Origin of the sequence: Sporomusa sphaeroides DSM 2875 (assembly GCF_001941975.2) — a bacterium.
GTDB classification, from domain to species: Bacteria; Bacillota; Negativicutes; order Sporomusales; family Sporomusaceae; genus Sporomusa; species Sporomusa sphaeroides.
This window is the reverse complement of record NZ_CP146991.1, coordinates 2210220-2227948: the sequence shown is the minus strand read 5'-3', so window position 1 is coordinate 2227948 and position 17729 is coordinate 2210220. Positions and strand designations below refer to the sequence as shown.

The 17729-nt window shown below is 45.4% G+C and carries 23 protein-coding genes; 1 reads left to right on the top strand and 22 read right to left on the bottom strand.

Features of this window, described 5'->3' with window-relative positions; translation table 11 throughout:
• Positions 1-91: 91 nt before the first annotated feature.
• The 11 genes from SPSPH_RS10365 to SPSPH_RS10315 form a co-directional block, all read right to left on the bottom strand.
• A complete protein-coding gene (locus SPSPH_RS10365; protein WP_075755604.1) occupies positions 92-550 on the bottom strand; it encodes a divergent PAP2 family protein in 459 nt (152 codons plus the stop codon).
• Positions 551-560: 10 nt separating this feature from the next.
• Positions 561-1448, bottom strand: coding sequence for a polyprenyl synthetase family protein (locus SPSPH_RS10360; RefSeq protein WP_075755603.1), 888 nt, complete (start codon positions 1446-1448; stop codon positions 561-563).
• Between the two features lie 2 nt (positions 1449-1450).
• Entirely contained in the window at positions 1451-1705 is a 255-nt protein-coding gene (gene xseB, locus SPSPH_RS10355; RefSeq protein WP_075755602.1) for an exodeoxyribonuclease VII small subunit, read from the bottom strand.
• The gene (gene xseA / locus SPSPH_RS10350) at positions 1695-2909 is read right to left on the bottom strand and encodes an exodeoxyribonuclease VII large subunit (protein WP_075755601.1); all 1215 of its coding nucleotides are present in this window, start codon (positions 2907-2909) and stop codon (positions 1695-1697) included. The genes xseB and xseA overlap by 11 nt, the downstream gene beginning before the upstream one ends.
• 194 nt (positions 2910-3103) lie before the next feature.
• Positions 3104-4066: an O-sialoglycoprotein endopeptidase gene (locus SPSPH_RS10345; protein ID WP_075755600.1), complete on the bottom strand. Its 963-nt coding sequence runs from the start codon at positions 4064-4066 to the stop codon at positions 3104-3106.
• A complete protein-coding gene (nusB, locus tag SPSPH_RS10340) occupies positions 4063-4482 on the bottom strand; it encodes a transcription antitermination factor NusB (protein WP_075755599.1) in 420 nt (139 codons plus the stop codon). The genes SPSPH_RS10345 and nusB overlap by 4 nt, the downstream gene beginning before the upstream one ends.
• Positions 4483-4504: 22 nt before the next feature.
• Positions 4505-4741 (bottom strand): DUF2273 domain-containing protein, encoded by a 237-nt coding sequence (locus SPSPH_RS10335; RefSeq protein WP_223226096.1) that lies wholly within the window; start codon positions 4739-4741, stop codon positions 4505-4507.
• A 2-nt stretch (positions 4742-4743) separates the two neighbouring features.
• On the bottom strand, positions 4744-5283 hold the full coding sequence (gene amaP, locus SPSPH_RS10330) for an alkaline shock response membrane anchor protein AmaP (protein ID WP_075755597.1): 540 nt from the start codon (positions 5281-5283) through the stop codon (positions 4744-4746).
• A 190-nt stretch (positions 5284-5473) separates the two neighbouring features.
• Positions 5474-5869, bottom strand: coding sequence for an Asp23/Gls24 family envelope stress response protein (locus SPSPH_RS10325; RefSeq protein ID WP_075755596.1), 396 nt, complete (start codon positions 5867-5869; stop codon positions 5474-5476).
• 302 nt (positions 5870-6171) lie between these two features.
• Complete coding sequence (locus tag SPSPH_RS10320; RefSeq protein WP_109298194.1) at positions 6172-6714, bottom strand: SpoIIIAH-like family protein; 543 nt, start codon at positions 6712-6714, stop codon at positions 6172-6174.
• 10 nt (positions 6715-6724) lie between these two features.
• On the bottom strand, positions 6725-7339 hold the full coding sequence (locus SPSPH_RS10315; RefSeq protein WP_075755595.1) for a hypothetical protein: 615 nt from the start codon (positions 7337-7339) through the stop codon (positions 6725-6727).
• A 292-nt stretch (positions 7340-7631) separates the two neighbouring features.
• Here SPSPH_RS10315 and SPSPH_RS10310 point away from each other — a divergent pair, with 292 nt between their 5' ends.
• Positions 7632-8843 (top strand): IS110 family transposase, encoded by a 1212-nt coding sequence (locus tag SPSPH_RS10310; RefSeq protein WP_075755594.1) that lies wholly within the window; start codon positions 7632-7634, stop codon positions 8841-8843.
• A gap of 112 nt (positions 8844-8955) precedes the next feature.
• Here the strand turns inward: SPSPH_RS10310 and spoIIIAF are convergent, their stop codons facing one another.
• From spoIIIAF to SPSPH_RS10255, 11 genes are all read right to left on the bottom strand, one after another.
• Positions 8956-9579 carry a stage III sporulation protein AF gene (spoIIIAF, locus tag SPSPH_RS10305; protein ID WP_075755593.1) on the bottom strand — a complete coding sequence of 208 codons (624 nt, stop codon included), beginning with the start codon at positions 9577-9579 and terminating at the stop codon, positions 8956-8958.
• A 19-nt stretch (positions 9580-9598) separates the two neighbouring features.
• The gene (gene spoIIIAE, locus SPSPH_RS10300; protein WP_075755592.1) at positions 9599-10759 is read right to left on the bottom strand and encodes a stage III sporulation protein AE; all 1161 of its coding nucleotides are present in this window, start codon (positions 10757-10759) and stop codon (positions 9599-9601) included.
• A 12-nt stretch (positions 10760-10771) separates the two neighbouring features.
• Positions 10772-11158 carry a stage III sporulation protein AD gene (gene spoIIIAD, locus SPSPH_RS10295; RefSeq protein WP_075755591.1) on the bottom strand — a complete coding sequence of 129 codons (387 nt, stop codon included), beginning with the start codon at positions 11156-11158 and terminating at the stop codon, positions 10772-10774.
• Between the two features lie 17 nt (positions 11159-11175).
• Positions 11176-11376, bottom strand: a complete 201-nt coding sequence (gene spoIIIAC / locus SPSPH_RS10290) for a stage III sporulation protein AC (protein WP_223226097.1) — start codon at positions 11374-11376, stop codon at positions 11176-11178.
• A gap of 33 nt (positions 11377-11409) precedes the next feature.
• On the bottom strand, positions 11410-11925 hold the full coding sequence (gene spoIIIAB, locus SPSPH_RS10285) for a stage III sporulation protein SpoIIIAB (protein WP_075755589.1): 516 nt from the start codon (positions 11923-11925) through the stop codon (positions 11410-11412).
• Positions 11916-12917, bottom strand: a complete 1002-nt coding sequence (gene spoIIIAA / locus SPSPH_RS10280; protein ID WP_075755588.1) for a stage III sporulation protein AA — start codon at positions 12915-12917, stop codon at positions 11916-11918. The genes spoIIIAB and spoIIIAA overlap by 10 nt, the downstream gene beginning before the upstream one ends.
• 184 nt (positions 12918-13101) lie before the next feature.
• A complete protein-coding gene (locus SPSPH_RS10275) occupies positions 13102-13584 on the bottom strand; it encodes a CD1247 N-terminal domain-containing protein (RefSeq protein WP_075755587.1) in 483 nt (160 codons plus the stop codon).
• Positions 13585-13745: 161 nt separating this feature from the next.
• On the bottom strand, positions 13746-14303 hold the full coding sequence (efp, locus tag SPSPH_RS10270) for an elongation factor P (RefSeq protein ID WP_075755586.1): 558 nt from the start codon (positions 14301-14303) through the stop codon (positions 13746-13748).
• Between the two features lie 23 nt (positions 14304-14326).
• Positions 14327-15394: a M24 family metallopeptidase gene (locus tag SPSPH_RS10265; protein WP_075756051.1), complete on the bottom strand. Its 1068-nt coding sequence runs from the start codon at positions 15392-15394 to the stop codon at positions 14327-14329.
• A complete protein-coding gene (gene aroQ, locus SPSPH_RS10260; protein WP_075755585.1) occupies positions 15394-15852 on the bottom strand; it encodes a type II 3-dehydroquinate dehydratase in 459 nt (152 codons plus the stop codon). Before aroQ ends, SPSPH_RS10265 begins: the two co-directional genes overlap by 1 nt.
• 149 nt (positions 15853-16001) lie before the next feature.
• Entirely contained in the window at positions 16002-17672 is a 1671-nt protein-coding gene (locus SPSPH_RS10255; protein WP_075755584.1) for a peptidoglycan D,D-transpeptidase FtsI family protein, read from the bottom strand.
• Positions 17673-17729: the final 57 nt, after the last annotated feature.

Genomic DNA, 17729 nt, shown 5'->3' with positions numbered 1-17729 from the left:
CCCTTACTGGCGTCAAACAAGTCAATTTTGTCAAATGACACCTAATGGTAGTTATCTTTACCAAACATATTATAGCATATCTAATCAACATTCATCTATAAAATATATAAAACGCATAGGCAATAACAAAGCCGTGCACAGCTCCGCCCAAAACCTCAAGCGGCGTATGCCCTAACAGTTCTTTAAGCCTGGTTTCCCGGACGGTATGCTCAACCCGCATTTCACGTACCAGTTTGTTGATAACCTTGGCCTGTTTGCCTGCCGCCCGGCGCACCCCGGCAGCATCATACATGACTATGCCGGCTAAGATTACTGAAACGGCAAACAAGTCTGATTCAAGCCCTTCCCTGAGTGCAAGCCCGACGGCTAAACTTACTACCAGCGCAGTGTGAGAGCTGGGCATGCCGCCGGCTCCGACAAGGCGCTCGGCATTAAAAGCACCATGCCGCCAATATGCTGTTATCGTTTTTAGCACTTGTGCCGTAAACCAGGCGGTTATAGCTGTCATTAAAATAACGTTTTTTCCTATTCCAGCCAGGAATTCGGCCATTGTCTACACCTCAGGCTTCTCGAGTTATTAAGTAAATTACCAGTTCACGCAGTATATGGGCCTCCGGGCCAAATTTGTCCAAACTTGTCAGTGCATTGTCCACTGCCTGCTGTGCCAGTTGTTTAGCCCCGTCCAAGGTATGCAAGGTGACATATGTTGCTTTATGATTTCTTATGTCACTGCCCACAGGCTTGCCGATTTTTTCCTGAGTACCAACCACATCAAGAATATCATCGGTAATTTGAAACGCCAAACCAAATTGTTCAGCATACTGCGATAGTGCATCAATTTGCGCTTTACTGCCTCCGGCTAACATAGCTCCGGCCCTCAGGGCCGCTTTGAACAGAGCTCCGGTTTTAGCCTGATGCATAAATTCCAAAGTAGCGGCATCAATGGTTTTCCCCTCAGAAATGAGATCAACGGCTTGACCGCCGATCATACCGGCAGCACCGGCAGCGGCTGCGATTTCACCGACCACGGTAACCAAAACAGCCGGATCAACTTTGGTTTGCGAAACCATCATGGCAAAAGCGGCTGTTAGCAAGCCATCGCCGGCTAAAATCGCCATACCTTCGCCATATATCTTGTGATTAGTAAGTTTGCCGCGACGGTAATCGTCATTATCCATAGCTGGCAAATCATCGTGAACCAGCGAATAAGTGTGTATCATCTCGAGAGCGCAAGCCACCGGCAAAAAATCATTACCATCGCCGCCAACAGCATCAGCGGCTGCCATAAGCATGATCGGCCTGAGCCGCTTGCCGCCGGCAAACAGGCTGTAACGCATCGCTTCGTATATAATGGGTGGATAGGTTTCAGCAGGAAGATATTGCGAAAGGGCTTCATCTATCAGGCTGATTTTAACCTGACAATATTCAGCAAGTGTGGCTTTTCCCATAATTAATTCCCCTCCGCTAAATTAAGTGGCTGCTCAACTAACCGCCCTTGTTCCTGCTGCAGAATTTTATCAACCTGCTTTTCGGCCGCGCTGAGGCGCTCAAAACATAGCTTGGCATAGGACATGCCTTGGCTGAACTTATCCAAAGCTTCTTCCAGAGGCAATTCACCTGCTTCCAACTCTTTTACAATTACTTCTAATTTTCCAAGAGCATCTTCAAAACATACATTATTTTGCTTATTACTTTTAGTAGCCATTTTTGCTCTCCCTTACACAGGCGACTTCAACCTCAAGCCGTCCATGATTTAAAATAATTTCTAATTGTTGTCCCGGTTTTACCTGATTGGCAGCACTGATAACTTGTCCCGCCGGGGTACGCGTCAGGCTGAAACCGCGGGCAAGTACCGCAAGCGGGTTTAATACCGCTAATTTTTCCGCATGTAGTTTCAACTGCTGCTGTTTTGTCAGGATACTATTACGCGCTGCCTGTTCCAACCGTTCTACATAGGAATCAACCAGCTGACGGTGCTCGGCAAGCAATTTTTCCGGTTGAGTAAATACTCTGTTATCCCGCAACTGACAGACGGCTTGCCGCCTTTGTTTAATATATGTCCGCATAGTATTTTCCAGCATGGTTTGCAGCGTTTGGATATACCTTTTCAACTCATAAACGTCGGGAACAACCATTTCGGCCGCCTGGGAAGGGGTTGCTGCCCGGGAGTCGGCGGCAAAATCAGCCAAAGTATAATCGGTTTGGTGTCCGACTGCCGACACTATGGGAATACTTGATGCGGCAATGGCCCGCACCACTTGTTCGTCATTGAACGCCCATAGCTCCTCAATGGAGCCACCACCCCGGCCGGCAATGATAACCTCTACATTCTGCAAACGATTAAACGCGCGGATTGCTTCTACTATTTGTCCGGGAGCTTCCAGCCCCTGAACCTGCACAGGATACAAAATAAGCGGTATGCCGGGGTGACGGCGTTTGGCTACCGTGATAATGTCTCTAAGCGCCGCTCCGGTGGGTGACGTTATTACGCCAATAGCCTGCGGAATGAGTGGCAGTTGTTGCTTGCGGCTTTCGTCAAAGAGTCCTTCTGCAGCCAATTTTTCTTTCAATTGATTGAAGGCAAGACTCAGCTCCCCCACCCCGTCCGGTATTAACTGATCGGCATAGAGTTGATATTGCCCGTCCCGTTCAAACACGGTTACCTGACCATAGGCCACAACTTTAAGTCCGTCACGCGGCTCAAATTTCAAAAATTGCGCGCGGCTTTTAAACATGACGCCTTTAATTTGGGACCCGGCATCTTTAAGCGTGAAATAACAATGGCCTGAATAATGGGCTTTAAAATTAGACAGTTCACCTTTGATAAACACTGACATCAGTCTGGTATCCCGGTCAAGCAAGTTTTTGATATATTTTGTCAGGTCGCTAACGGTATATATATTACTCATTTGTATTCCACCTGGCATCAAATTTATTTATTGTATGGTAACAGCTGTTACCATACTGTTAATAATAATAACTTATAATTGTAAAAAAAACCAGACATAAGTCTGGGTAAAGAATTTTGTACCAGGGTGCCACTTCCTGGCATATACTTTTTGATCCAATGCACAGGAAAGTGCATTGGTGGATTCATGAGCAGCTACCGGCAATTTAAAGCAAAATAAGCAGCCCCGGTAGCATTGTCCGGACTATATATAATATCAGGAAAATATAATTGAGCTATATTGGTGTCTGCCAATTGGGTGACAAGATATTGCCGGATACACTTATTTGCCATTACTCCGCCAACAAGCAGTACATCGTTTAAACCGGTATTGGCAACAGCATATTTTATCATGGCAGTGACCGCACGGGCAATACACAGTTCAACACCGGCGGCAATTACCCTTTTGTCTGCGCCCTGGCCTACCAGCCTGCGAACATAGGTCTCAGGCCCGGCAAAACTAACCGAGGCACCACGAACAGTCACCGGGATATAGATAGCCGGCTCGCCGGCTGCGGCTGCCAAAGCCTCCAGTTGGGGACCGGCCGGAAAGGTCAAGCCCAGCAGAACGCCAATACGGTCAACCAGTTGTCCTGCATGAATATCCAGACTGCCACCCAGAATTTCAATATTCAGCCGCCCGGCAGCAGACGGACATACAGCAGGTGATACCCGAACAATCTCGGTTGTTCCGCCAGATAGATGCACAGCTAAAAAACTGCCGGTTTTAGGCCCGCCGGCTGAACGTATTCCGGCAAAAATATGGTTTTCCTGATGACTAATACGCTGCAGGGGCACAGCCTGACTAAGAGCCAGTACTTTCGCATATCCTTCTCCCACCAGAAAAGCCGGCATATAGGAGTCTGACAAAGGCCGGGGGAAAGCCGACACTCCGATAGCGCTGAAGTTCACAGGTTTCCCGACAGGTAAACAGGCCTGGGCAAAAAGATCCGGCAGATTACGTGTATGCTGAAATACCATTTCAGATTGCTGAAGTCCCCGGGAACCTGCTTTTACCTCCAGAATGCGCCGGCAATCGGCAACCGGCGTTCCCTGCTCATCTAATATAGCAACAGAAGTAGTATAACAACTAGTGTCTATTCCCAATACATACTTCATGATAACTGCTTATTTTTTACAATTGACCCTAAAATTCCGTTAATAAAACGGCTTGAGTCTTCGGTTCCAAAAGTTTTTGCCAGTTCTACGGCTTCGTTAATCGCAACACCTGGCTGGAGGCGTTCTTCACTATATTTCATTTCATAAATAGCCATCCGGGCGATATTGCGGTCGACTCCGGCCATACGGTCAATTTTCCATTCCCGTGATAGGTCAGATATATAATTATCAATTGCGGCTAAGTTGCTCTGGGTGCCTTCCACCAATGATTTTGCGTAGCTTTTGGTAGTTTCGCTAATTGCTCCCTCACGCTCGCTAAAGACGGCGGTAAGTGCCTCTTCACTGGTAACACCGGCGTTAAAATCAAGTTGAAATAATGCTTGAACAGCCATTTCACGGGCCTTTCTGCGACTCATAATGTCCCTCTTTCCAAAGCAGCTACCGGTTGTAACCCGGTGGCAGCAGTTTGTCCAATATTTCCATAATGTCTTCTTTTTGATCAATTCGCTTGCCAACTACATAGCCGGCCGCAGCGCATAAAGCAACAAATAATGTCTGGAAAAAGCCAAAAATTAAGATGAGAATACCGATGACAAATCCCACTAGAACACCAATCATTTTTCCGCTATGGTTCTGCCAGATTTCTGCCAACAATTTGGAGTTCAATGCTGCCACCCCTATTCAACACGCTGTTTCGTTTTGAAGTCATTGCTAATGGTTTCGACCATAACCTGAACATCAGCTAATTCTATGCCCACGGTATTTTTTACATATTCATGAACACGGTTTTGAATCTCCGCAGCTACGGTCGGCACATGACTTTCCGGACTGATTTTGACTTTCATCCGAACAATAATGTTCTCATGGGCCATTGAAACATCTACTTTAATGTCACGTACACCGCGAATATGTCTGGCAACTTTCTCCACCAGATTTTCCACAGCCATAAGAGAAATATGCACATCTCCCATGTCATTATGATGAACAATGGTATTCTTCACTCTGCGGGAACGGAGACCGGCTAACAGCAATCTGATGCTTACGAGAAAAAAAACAGCGCCAACCAGCGAAGCTTCCCATTGACCATACACATAAGCAAGACTTGTCCACGCCAATTCCAAAGGAATAAGGCGTAAAGACAGGAGAATAACGACAACCGATAAAAACGCCAAGAAAAATGTGTAAATAGATAACATAATGCGGTCAATGATCCCCATAGCGTCTCCTTTCTTTGCCTTACCTGGCAGTCCCGCCAAGCCCAAATCCATCCCATGGTTTGAAACTTGGCGGACTACTGGTTTACCGTGTTTTCTTTATCCTAACAGAAAGTATGACTTTCTTAAAAGCAGGATAAGGGCAACATCGGTTTGCGCTGTCGCCAAAGGCTCGGCGCAAGCCGTGTTTTCTTTATCTTACCCTAATATCGTCTTCTTTAACGTCCTGAGCAAAGCCTACGCCTTGAACATGAATATTGACTTCAACAACATCCAGACCGGTCATTGACTCAATTCCCCGTTTAACATTCTCCTGGACTCGCAGTGCAACATCAGGTATACGTACACCATATTCAACAATTATATATAAATCTACCGCGGCTTCCTTCTCTCCAACTTCAACCTTAACACCTTTAGAGAGATTTTTCTTACCCAGCATTTCGGCAATGCCACCCACCAAACCGGCGCTCATTCCGGCAACACCGGGTACTTCGGTTGCTGCCAGTCCGGCAATAATGCCAACCACTTCATCAGCTATCCGAATCGAACCTACATCAGTTTGTTCTGTTCTTTCCTGTCGATTATCCATTCTAATCCTCCCCCTCAAAATCCTGAATCTAAATACCAAATTATCTGATGACCAACCCGCTCTAAGACTCCCATTTGCTTTAAATAGGAGTTTAGGAGGATCCCTGGAAGTTGGGCGATTAACCTTAGCTGGAGTAAAAACCCCGCCCTAAAGTTAATGCTGCCTTACTGCATACAGGTATTATATTTATATTATTATACCAAGCTTTTTCCATTTTTACAATTTAAGCAATAAAGAAAACACAACTTGTGCTGAGCTTTTATAAAGATGATGCGAAAAAGTAAGCAAAGCTACAACTCCACTCAGGGTTTGGCACTAACCGTTATATCTTCAGGCTTAACTCCGGCAAGGCGGCTGATCACTTCTGCCACTTGCACAACTTCTTCCTGGGTAAGCGCCGTGGTCTTTACTACTGCGCTTACTGAATTGTCACTGATAAATACAAGGGCATCGGTAAACCCTTTTGCTTTGATCAGGTTTTCCATTTCAGCCTCACGCTGTTTTTCCAGAGTCATTTTTAAAATGGTTTCTTGCGCCTGATGCTTAGTATCTTCAGCTGCAGCATTTTTAATAATCTCCCGCAAAAGGTCTGACCTTTCACTCCTGATTTTATCCCGTTCTAACCGGTATTCGGTAAAAAAATCCGGAGCCATAACAGGTACGACTTGCTCTGATAGTATTGGCCTGGTAACTTGCATAGCATTCGATCTGTCAGCCCTGACCTGATACGTATCCTGAATATAATTCCAGGCACCACTGAGCAGCAGGGAAAAAATACCGATTACTACTACAAAAATAGCCATCTTCCCCAGCCTGTTCACAGAAAATACCGATATTATTTTCATCCCTCTCACCTCACTTTCTTTGGGGCATAACTGTAATTTTATAGGATGGAATCCCCAAACCTGATTCGACAGCTTTGGTAAGGTTGGCTTTTACGGTTGAATCATATGCACCTTCGGCCACGACCAGAACCCCCTTAATTACCGGTTTAAATTCCCGTACCATTACCGCTTTGTCGGCACCATTTTCCCTGCTTAACAATACTTGCTCTGTCTCTTTAATTTCTGTTGTCGTACGCAGACCACCTGTATTATCTTTTTCCTGTACGGTTTTAGTTTCTTTGGTAATGTTTTTGGCATGCTCCTGCATACCGCCGGTTTCAAGGATAATACTTACCGAAACGGAACCGGCTCCTCTGACCTGGGCCAGAAGATTGGCAAGTTTACTTTCAAGAGCTTCTTCATAACTGCGGCTTACAGCCGGAGTAGTCTTAGGTGTTTCTAAGGGCACCGCGGGTGCAGGCGCGCTAAATGGCTCATAAACTCCACCAACAACCAGCAGCATAACTCCGAGTAGTCCCAGCCAGATCAGTCTGGCATTTACCGCTCCGGCTTTTACAATTTGACTGGGTATGGTTTTTTTTACTCCTGCCAGCCATTCTTTAAGAGATATTTTTAATGCAGTCATACCATGTAACCTCCTGTTACTATAGATTTAGGGACTAAAACATGACAACCAGCCATGTTTTCGCCACATTGTTGCCTAAGCTGATAGAATGAAAGAGCAATGGGTCTGACGGAAACCTCCAAGGACTAACCACGTCCGTATTTAAGTCAGTCAGCCAGCCTCTCATTCGCAGCGTTCGATTTATGCAGGTAGAACCACTGTCAACCAGTGCGTCCGTGTCATCAAACAGATAGAATCGGCAATGATAGAAGGCTGGCCTGCCAATTGTTAATCTGTAATGGGAGCGTGTTTGATGAACGCAGTAGGAATTGATGTTTCCAAAGGTAAGAGCATGATTGCTGTTGTCCGTCCCTTTGGAGAAGTGGTCGTTAAACCGTATGAGGTGCCTCACACCACCAGTGAACTCCGTAAACTGGCAGGCTACCTGAAAAGCCTGGACGGTGAAACAAGGGCCATTCTAGAGCATACGGGGCGATATTACGAACCAGTAGCTCAGATACTCCATAACTCAGGAATCTTTGTCTGCGCAGTCAATCCGAAGCTCATTAAGGATTACGGCAACAACTCCCTCCGGCGTGTCAAAACGGATAAAGCCGACTCCATGAAGATCGCTCGGTATGGTCTTGACAACTGGATAGAACTACGTCAACATACTCCTATGGATACGATTCGTTACCAACTGAAAACTATGAACCGGCAATATGGTCTATACAACAAGAGCAAGATTGCTATGAAGAATAACCTCATTGCCCTTCTTGATCAGACCTATCCTGGAGCTAATGCACTTTTCTCCAGCCCCACCCGTGAGGATGGCAGCCAGAAGTGGGTGGACTTTGCTGCGTCTTTCTGGCATGTGGACTGTGTTCGGTGTATGGGACAGACTGCATTTATTAAGCGTTACCATACATGGTGCCAGCGGCATGGGTACAATTTCAACTCTGTGAAAGCCTCTGAAATCCATACGCAAGCGAAGAACTTAATTGCCATGCTCCCCAAGGATTCCTTGACCAAGCTACTGCTTCGGCAAGCTATTGATCAGCTAAACGTCACAGCTAGAACGGTTGAATTGCTTCGCACAGAAATGAAGCGGCTGGCTCAGCAACTTCCTGAATATCCTGTCGTAATGTCACTGTACGGCGTTGGAGAGTCGCTTGGGCCACAACTCATGGCCGAAATTGGCGATGTGATGCGCTTCGAGCGCCGCAACTCTTTAACCGCCTTTGCCGGCGTTGACCCTGGTGCAAACCAGTCCGGTAGATACGAGGCCAAGAGCAGCTCCGTTTCTAAACACGGCTCCCCGGAGCTACGGAAAACGCTTTTTCTGGTGATGGATGTGCTTATTAAGAAAGCTCCGTCTGACGACCCGGTGTTTTGCTTCATGGACAAGAAGCGTGCCGAAGGTAAACCGTACTTCGTCTACATGACCGCCGGGGCTAACAAGTTTCTACGTATTTACTATGGGAAAGTGAAGGAATACTTGGCTTCGCTTACTACAACCGAATAGTCCCCTGCAATTCACTTGTCAGCCAGCGCTTTTTGCGGTGGCTTGTTTGTGGTGCATATTTTTACTGGCTCATTTCTTTTTCAATTCACCACTTGACTTTTACTTTGCAGGCTTAATGTAAGCGTTTAACCCCAATTTGACCGGTCTTAAGCTGATATAGCTCAGACACTGTCCGTTTAACCTTGTCAGTTACTGCTGTAGATAATTGTTCCGGTTTTTTTGATGTTTCGCGGATAGCCGGACCACCAACGGTTATTTTTTCAATCTTTCGTTCATCGGCAGTAATTCCCGGTTCAATATAAATCACTACATTTTTAATCCTCCCGATACTTTTACCTTTGCTGCCTTGCTCGTCAGTGCTATCTAAGTCTACTGTCACTTTGGCGTCAGCAACCCCGTCAATAGCCAGTACTGTTGCCCTAATTTGCTTGGCCAAATCCCGTTTGTAGATATCACGGGCTAATTGTTCCCTTTTATCGACAACATGATTGGCTGCGTGTAAAATATCATCCGGACGGCTCTCGGACCGGGTTGCTAATGCCGGCTGCAGGTCTTTGGTCCACTTATTCTCCATAATCTCAATAACGGGTTGTAAAATAGTAAGCATAATAAACAAGCCCATAATCACTCGCACAAATCGCTGCATACTGTTGCTAGGCAGCAACAGTTCCAGAAAAGAGGCAAATAGTACGACAAATACTATACCCTTGACCCAAACCGTAATAGAATCAATCATACCATCACCTGCCATAAGCCTATCGGAGCATCATGGCAACACTGCCGGCACCGATAATCATAGTAATTACCAAAAACAACATGAGAACAACGGTGAGTAACGCACCGAATACCAATAACAGGTTATTACCCATAGCATCAAGACATTTAGCCATATTCTCATCACCCATGGGCTGGATCAGTGCTCCGGCAATTTTAATTACTACTACCAGGGAGATAAGTTTGATGACAGGCAGCGCACACAGCAATGCAATTGTCAATACACCAAAGATGCCTACCGCATTTTTTAATACCAGGGATGCCCCCATAACTAATTCAACCGTATCGGCAAACATTTTACCCACTACCGGGATAAAGGTGGCTGTTGCATATTTTGCCGTCCGCAAGGTCAGCCCGTCGGCAACACTGCCGGCGACTCCCTGAATACTTACTATGCCAATAAATACTACAAGTACTAAGCCCAGTACCATCATACCGGCCTGTTTCAGCACACTGGTCAAATTACTGAGTTTGTATTTGCCGGAGAGATAGTTGACACATTCTAAAACTGCAGTTAAAAATAACAAAGGTAAGATGATATCTTTAACCACCACACTGGTTGCACTAACCACAAATAGCATTAACGGGGTAAACAATGCTGCCGAGGTCAAAGCACCAACTCCGGCTAGCAGAGACAGCAGCAGCGGCAGCAGTGCCTCCATAAAGCCAACTATATTGCCTACAGTTTCCCGCGCAAGGGAGAGTCCTTGATAAAAAGCACTTAAGGCAATGACACACAGGAAAATAAAGCAGACACTATAGGATAATAGTGAAATGGAGGATTGCTCAAATGAATTTTGCAAATTCTGTAATAAAGCACACAAAACAGCCAAAAACAAAAGTTTACCCATAAGATGGATATTGGTTGCTAATTCCTTAAACAGGTAGGCAATAAATTTATTACCTACCGCCTGCCAGTCAATAGAAAATCCCTTACTGGCAATATCTTTAATTACATCGGTAGTCAAGAGCGGGATATCTTCATGCAATTCCTTATTAACGGTCTGAATAAAGTGATTTACCTGATTGACTGATGACTCCTCCAGCAACTCAAACGGAATTGCCTGATTTTCCTCAGGTGCTGCCCAGGCAATATTGCTATACAAAACAAGCAGTAACACTATTATTATTATTTTCTTCACACACACTCCACCTTAAGGAATGAGTCTTACAATGGTATCCAGTACCAAGGCGATAATTGGTACGGCCATAACCATAACCAATATCTTGCCGGCAAATTCAATTTTTCCGGCGACTGCTCCTTCACCAGCGTCACGACATACTTGGGCACCAAATTCGGTCACATAAGCAATACCAATAATTTTGAGGATAGTATTTAAATACATCTGGCTAATATTGGCTTTTTCTGCTAAGTCACGAAATAAATCAAGTACAACATTCAGTTTGCTTAGCACCATTAAAAAGATAATAGCCGACAGCGTCAAGCCGAGCTGTACGGCAAGCTCAGGACGTTGCTGTTTTATTACTAAGATTAGCAAGGTAACGATAAATCCAAGCCCAATGATTTGAATGATTTCCATGACGCTTACAACACCCCTTAGAACAGCTTAAATACGTCCTGGACGGTGTTAAACAAGCGGCCTAATAGTTGTACCACCCATAATAACACCATGGCAAAACCGGCAAGTGTACATAGATGAGCCATGTCTTCCTTGCCTGCCTGTTTTAACGCAGTGTGGAAAACCGATATCAAGATACCTACCCCGGCAATTTTAAATAGAATATCCAGCCCCATCATTACCCTCCTTTTACTACTAAAGATATGGTTTGGTTATACCAGAACTATGACTACTGCCAACCCGCCGCAGATACCCAGATAGCGATACATTTTAACATTCTGTTCACATAGTCTTTCGGCTTCATATTGAATCCGTGATAATTGTTCCTGGGCCAAATCAAGCGATTTATGTTGTTCTTCCCGGTTCATACCACCTAAGTTGGCGCTAAATACTGACAGAACTTCCCTTTCAGGGTTATGTAAGACTAGCTTATTTGAGTCTTTAAGGGCCTGATTCAATGCCGCCTGTGGTGTTAAGCCGTTATCTGCCAGTAATGATGCCATGGCTTGAAACAATTCGGCTATAGGCCCGGTAATACCGCCGGTAGACTGAACTAAGGCTGCCGGTAAGGGGATTGCCGTATAATTAATATGAGACTTTAGCGCCGACAAACAACTGATTATTTGGCGAATTTGCCGCGGACGTTCGGCATACTGTGCCGCTAACATAAACCCCAGAGAAACGCTGGCAATGATGACCAGCAAACTGCCTAGTATTTTCAACCACATATTCCCACCTCATCCGGACAAGTATATAAAACTTTTTCTTGGCGTGAATCGAATATTTCTTCAATAGTACCTGGCCCTAAGCGACTGCTAAGGACGACATACCTGTCAAAAAGCTTTTGTGCCAGTAATTCGCCAATGTACGGACGCTCATACAGCTCATTAACCGTCCGGCTATGAACGGTAGCAACCACTGTTACACCGGCACAAATGGCCTCCCTTACCGCAATTACGTCTTCCTGCCGTCCCAATTCATCTGTTGCTACTACCTGAGGAGCCATTGAACGGATCAGCATAAGCATCCCGCTTGCTTTGGGGCAGGTATCAAGCACATCAACACGCGGACCTAAATCGACACTGGGAATTCCGTTTTGACAGGCGGCAATTTCGGAACGTTCGTCCACCACACCAATTTGTACTCCGGCAATACCGAGTGACGGCTTACCTGTACTTAACTGTCTGATTAGATCGCGCAGGATGGTGGTTTTACCACACCGTGGCGGTGAAATGAGCAAGGTATTTACTATCCTCCCGCATTCCCGGTCTACCATATAAGGCAGAATACTGTCGGCACAGCCCGGAATAGCTTTGGCCAACCGGAAATTTAGCGAGCTGATACACTTGATTGTTTTAATGACCCCGGCAAAAACTGTTGCCTGTCCAGCCAAACCAACCCGGTGACCGCCAGGAATAGTCAAATATCCTTGACTCACTTCTTCTTCAAAAGCATAAACGGAATTCTTGCATAACAGTTGAAATATACGGGACAAATCCTGGCTGTTGCAGCAATAGGCCTCTGACGCAGCCGTTTTACCTGCCTGTGGAACCATAATATCGCTGTTGTCTAAGACCAGCAGTAAGGGCTGATTGACCCTGATACGGATTTCGGTGATCTCATTGATAATGTTGTCAGGCAGCTGCAGTAACAAGCTGGCAATATGGGAAGGCAAGACCGGACAAATCTCCTGTTGTAAAATGCTTTTCCTGTTTTTCATTATTTTTTCATCCCCATAACTACTGATATGGTAACTTGTCTTGCACCTGGTTTCTTTACATAGATATGTCGGGGAAAAAAATATATACCAAAAAAGAAGAACATGACTTATGCGAACCACTGGCAATTTTGCAAAAAAATAAATCCCGGGAGTTTTCCCGGGATGAGGCTAAAGCGAAATATAATTATATACCTGGATGCATAATATGGTTAGAATCTTTTGTATCATGCATATGATTTGCCGTAATATCCAGGGTATTGTCATAAACTACACCGCCACAGTACGGGCAGGTAACCTCGATATCCTCCACATCATCTAATATCTCGGATTCAAAAGTAACCAGTTCATGACAATCCGGACAAGCCACTTCAACCATATCGTCTTCAAAGACGTCTTCATACATCTCATCGTCGTAATCATCATCATCTTCATTGTCAAAATCTTCTTCATATACTTCTTCTTCAAGGTCAGTCAGATCTTCGTCAATAGACTCCACATAATCTTCGAGTTCTCTTTGCGCCAGGTTGACATTACGGACTTCATCAGCGAAAGAATCAAGTACATCAATAATATTGAGCAAAACTTTGCCCTCAGATGAATGTTCGTTAACATTAAGTCCTTGAGTTAATCCATGTAAATAGGCGACCTTTTCCTTAAGATTTCTCATAAAAAACTTAACCCCCTTTAGCTATGTTCTACTATTCATTGGCTACTAGTAGTATGTCCAATGCTTATTAAAACATAACTTAGTGCTGCATCCGGCGATAACATAAAGTATATCACCGGATGCAGCACCAGGGGGTTTTATGTCTTACAGTTATTTAGCTGTTATGCCCGCTCGATATAATCGCCGGAACGGGTATCTATTCTCAAAACCTCACCGACATTGATAAACAGCGGCACACGCACAACATGGCCGGTTTCCAGCTTAGCCGGTTTGGTACCACCGGTGGCGGTATCGCCACGAATACCGGGGTCTGTTTCAACAACAGTAAGTTCAACCGACATAGGCAAATCCATGCCAATTACATTACCTTGGAAGAATAATACGGCAATATTCATATTTTCTTTTAAGAATTTACGCGCATCACCCATTTGCTCAGCCGATAATTCAATCTGTTCAAAAGTTTCATTATCCATTAAATTGAACATTCCGTCGCTTTCATACAGGAATTGCATTTCACGACGATCAACATGTGCTTTGGGTAATTTTTCGCCAGCATTGAACGTCCGCTCAACAACAGCACCGGTACGGCCATTTTTTAATTTGGCCCGGACAAATGCAGCTCCTTTGCCTGGTTTTACGTGTTGAAAGTCAACAACCTGCCAGACATCACCCTCAATTTCCACTGTTACACCGGTACGAAAATCATTTACTGAAATCATTGATAAGCCTCCCCATAGTTCGATCAATTAGCTATTTCTATTAAATCCTTGCTACTGGCAGTAAGAACTGTACAGCCGGCAGCAGAAACTGCAACTAAATCTTCAATCCGTACGCCGCCCCAGCTGGGAAGATAAATTCCCGGCTCAACAGACACCACCATGCCTTCTGCCAGGACGACTTCCCCTAACGGCGACAATCGGGGCTCTTCATGGATAAACAGCCCCACCCCATGGCCCAAACCATGCCCAAAGTATTCACTATAGCCGGCATCAGCAATTATCTGCCTGGAAACGGCATCGATTTCCTTGCCTCTTTTCCCGGCCTTCACGGCATTCACACCCGCCAATTGAGCCGCTAATACAATATTATATATTTCGCGCTGTTTATCAGTCGCTCGTCCTGCCACAACCGTCCGCGTCATGTCAGAATGATATCCCTGATAAACTGCGCCAAAATCCATAGTTATAAAATCCCCGGCTTCGATGACTTTATTGGTAGCCCTCCCATGCGGCAGCGCACCTCTCGCTCCGGAAGCCACAATCGTATCAAACGCCGGTTTTTCAGCACCAAGCTTGCGCATTTGGTATTCCAGCTCTAACGCAACTTCTAATTCTGTAATTCCCGGTTTAATTATCTTGAGAGTTTGGTCAAAGGCAAAATCGGCAATCTCAACCGCTTTGGTGAGCAGTTCCAGTTCCGATTGATCTTTAACCATACGTAAGGCATCAAGTGTAACAGGCCTAAGCTCTATGGCCATCAGACGCGCTGCCAATTTTTGATAAAATTCCCATGTCACAAAATCACTTTCAAAACCAACACGCACCATTCCCATGTCTCGGCAATGCTCTGCCAGCGTCTCAAAGAGGGACGCTCCGTGCCGGACAACTTGGTATAACGGCGCTTGCTGGTTTGCTTGTTCAATATACCTAAAATCAGTCAATACCTTTTGTGTTTGCCGGCTGATCAGCAGTACACCCGCCGATCCGGTAAAACCACTAAAATAGTGACGATTCTCCGGTTTGGTGACAATAATGCCATCAACCCCGCCTGTGTCCATCATTGCATATAATCTTGCCAGCCGCTGCTCGATCATTGTTTATCTGCTCCTAGTAAACCTGCTGCTGCTTCCAGCGCCAACAGGTAGCTATTTGCACCAAATCCTGCTATTTGGCCAACAGCTATTGGTGAAATAACCGAATGATGACGGAAGTCTTCCCGGCGATAGATATTCGATAAATGCACTTCAATAGCAGGAACACTGACTGCTGCCAGTGCATCCCTCACAGCAATGCTATAATGGGTAAAGGCGGCCGGATTGATAATAATACAGGCATACTGGCCCTGAGCCTGCTGAATGGCATCAATCATGACGCCTTCATGGTTTGTCTGAATGACAGTCAGTTCCAAACCCAATCCTTCTGCCCTTTCCTGCAGCATTGTATTAATATCTTCAAGTGTAGTCGCACCGTATATATCCGGCTCACGCTTTCCCAGCAAATTCAGATTGGGTCCGTGCAAAACCAATATTTTTTCTGTATCTGCTCTCAATCCATCATCTCCAGCACTTGTCTTCCTTAGCTAGCAATTACAATTTATTCAAAAAAATGGTTATGTATGTACCAGCTTTTACATTTTAGCATATATTTTTTATTTTGACTACAAAAAACGATGAAGGTATTCCCTTCCTGCCAGCCGTGTTACTGCTTCAAAACAGCTGCTGCTATTTCCCGAAAAATGGGAGCAGCAACATTGCTGCCTGACATGCCTTCTTCGACAAATATAACTATGACATATTGCGGCCGATCAAGGGGTGTAAACCCGGCAAACCAAGCGTGGTTAATACCTTTACCGGTTGAACTGATTCGCCCGGTTTCAGCCGAACCTGTTTTACCGGCCGAACCAGCCCCTTCTACATAAGCAGCCTGGCCGGTTCCATATTGAGTAACAGCTGCCATCATTGTCCGCAATCTTTCGGCCGTTTGCCGTGACATTACCCGCACCGCCGAACTGGGTTGAAATTTTTTTACAATTGCACCGTCAGGACTGGCAAACATGCTTACAATATATGGCTCCACTTTGATCCCGTCGTTGACAATGGTTGCCGTCATTTGGGCCAACTGTACCGGTGTAGCTTCACAAAAACCCTGGCCAATGGCTAAATTAGCCAAATCACCCGGATATAACTGATCACTCTCCGGCAAATTACCTTTACTTTCACCCCAAAAATCCAGCTTGGTCCGGGAACCGTACCCAAGCTTTTGGGCCATAGTAATAAGCTTGTCAGCTCCCAGTTTTAAAGCTATTTCAATAAATACCGGATTACTGGAATGGGCCATGGCTTCCGTAAGCGTCAGCCGGCCTTTGGGCCCTTGTTCGTAATCCCATCCCTGGAACCGGACATTATTCACATCAATGAAGCCTTGATCAAAAAAGCTGTCATCCATGCGCACGGTCTTGCTTTCCAATGCAGCTGCGGCTACTACCAATTTAAACACCGATCCGGGCTGGTAGGCTGAAATTGCCCGGTTTAAGAGCGGAGCACTGTTTTGATCCAAATAATGGCTCAGATTATTCGCATCAAAAGCCGGCCGTGAAGCCATAGCCAGCACCTCGCCTGTATGGGGGCGCATAACTACCACGGCACCCTTAACCATAGTATGATCCATAACTTCTTCGACTTTTTGCTGAATATGTTTGTCAATGGTTAAAATAATATTGCTTTCTCTGTTGCCGGCAGTGAGTTTCATCCGTTTATAGCCCAGGCCGGGAATAAGCTGCTGGCCGGCATCTACAAGTGCGGCCACATATTCAGGCTGGCTGCCATGTAATAATTCATCATACATCCCCTCAATGCCGCTGACCCCTTTGTTATCTGCCGCATTGATATAACCAACCACATGAGCAGCCAGCGCACCATGACCATAGCGAACTTTTTCAGCAACAGCCACAATCCCTGGTATCTGCATTTCGTTGATCTTCCGAGCAGCATCATAACCGATATCTTTAGCCAGCCGAAAAGGATATTGGCTGGTGCTTAGGCGGCGCAGCGCCATATCAAGCTGCACCTGCGGCAAGTCGATAATGGTATCCAGTTTATGTAACGCTTGTCCTGTTTTATGCTCAATTTGACCGGGAAATACGATAACATTATATTGTTGCGAAGTGCTGGTTAACGGTAAACGGTTACAATCCAATATCTCGCCTCTGGCAACTTCTACCGGTAGTTCCTGCACACGAATACTCAGCCCTTCCAGCGCTAACTGCGGACCGTGAATAATCTGAAGATAAAACAATCGCAGAACTAAGAAGCCTGCTGCCACCAGAAAAAACAATAACAATTGATAAATGCGTCTATTGGAATAAGCCATACTGCCGCCTTTCTGTATGAAACATATAGGCATAGTATGGCTTATTAAAGTAAAAGG

What these genes read in the sequence shown, in the direction of transcription:
- SPSPH_RS10345 (WP_075755600.1), bottom strand. Translation starts at nt 4,066, where the DNA reads ATGAAGTATGTATTGGGAATAGACACTAGTTGTTATACTACTTCTGTT.
- spoIIIAF (WP_075755593.1), bottom strand. Translation starts at nt 9,579, where the DNA reads ATGATTGATTCTATTACGGTTTGGGTCAAGGGTATAGTATTTGTCGTA.
- SPSPH_RS10360 (WP_075755603.1), bottom strand. Translation starts at nt 1,448, where the DNA reads ATGGGAAAAGCCACACTTGCTGAATATTGTCAGGTTAAAATCAGCCTG.
- xseA (WP_075755601.1), bottom strand. Translation starts at nt 2,909, where the DNA reads ATGAGTAATATATATACCGTTAGCGACCTGACAAAATATATCAAAAAC.
- amaP (WP_075755597.1), bottom strand. Translation starts at nt 5,283, where the DNA reads ATGGGGATCATTGACCGCATTATGTTATCTATTTACACATTTTTCTTG.
- nusB (WP_075755599.1), bottom strand. Translation starts at nt 4,482, where the DNA reads ATGAGTCGCAGAAAGGCCCGTGAAATGGCTGTTCAAGCATTATTTCAA.
- xseB (WP_075755602.1), bottom strand. Translation starts at nt 1,705, where the DNA reads ATGGCTACTAAAAGTAATAAGCAAAATAATGTATGTTTTGAAGATGCT.
- efp (WP_075755586.1), bottom strand. Translation starts at nt 14,303, where the DNA reads ATGATTTCAGTAAATGATTTTCGTACCGGTGTAACAGTGGAAATTGAG.
- SPSPH_RS10325 (WP_075755596.1), bottom strand. Translation starts at nt 5,869, where the DNA reads ATGGATAATCGACAGGAAAGAACAGAACAAACTGATGTAGGTTCGATT.
- SPSPH_RS10255 (WP_075755584.1), bottom strand. Translation starts at nt 17,672, where the DNA reads ATGGCTTATTCCAATAGACGCATTTATCAATTGTTATTGTTTTTTCTG.
- spoIIIAC (WP_223226097.1), bottom strand. Translation starts at nt 11,376, where the DNA reads ATGATGGGGCTGGATATTCTATTTAAAATTGCCGGGGTAGGTATCTTG.
- SPSPH_RS10365 (WP_075755604.1), bottom strand. Translation starts at nt 550, where the DNA reads ATGGCCGAATTCCTGGCTGGAATAGGAAAAAACGTTATTTTAATGACA.
- spoIIIAA (WP_075755588.1), bottom strand. Translation starts at nt 12,917, where the DNA reads ATGAAAAACAGGAAAAGCATTTTACAACAGGAGATTTGTCCGGTCTTG.
- spoIIIAD (WP_075755591.1), bottom strand. Translation starts at nt 11,158, where the DNA reads ATGGAAATCATTCAAATCATTGGGCTTGGATTTATCGTTACCTTGCTA.
- spoIIIAB (WP_075755589.1), bottom strand. Translation starts at nt 11,925, where the DNA reads ATGTGGTTGAAAATACTAGGCAGTTTGCTGGTCATCATTGCCAGCGTT.
- SPSPH_RS10310 (WP_075755594.1), top strand. Translation starts at nt 7,632, where the DNA reads ATGAACGCAGTAGGAATTGATGTTTCCAAAGGTAAGAGCATGATTGCT.
- SPSPH_RS10320 (WP_109298194.1), bottom strand. Translation starts at nt 6,714, where the DNA reads ATGAAAATAATATCGGTATTTTCTGTGAACAGGCTGGGGAAGATGGCT.
- SPSPH_RS10275 (WP_075755587.1), bottom strand. Translation starts at nt 13,584, where the DNA reads ATGAGAAATCTTAAGGAAAAGGTCGCCTATTTACATGGATTAACTCAA.
- SPSPH_RS10315 (WP_075755595.1), bottom strand. Translation starts at nt 7,339, where the DNA reads ATGACTGCATTAAAAATATCTCTTAAAGAATGGCTGGCAGGAGTAAAA.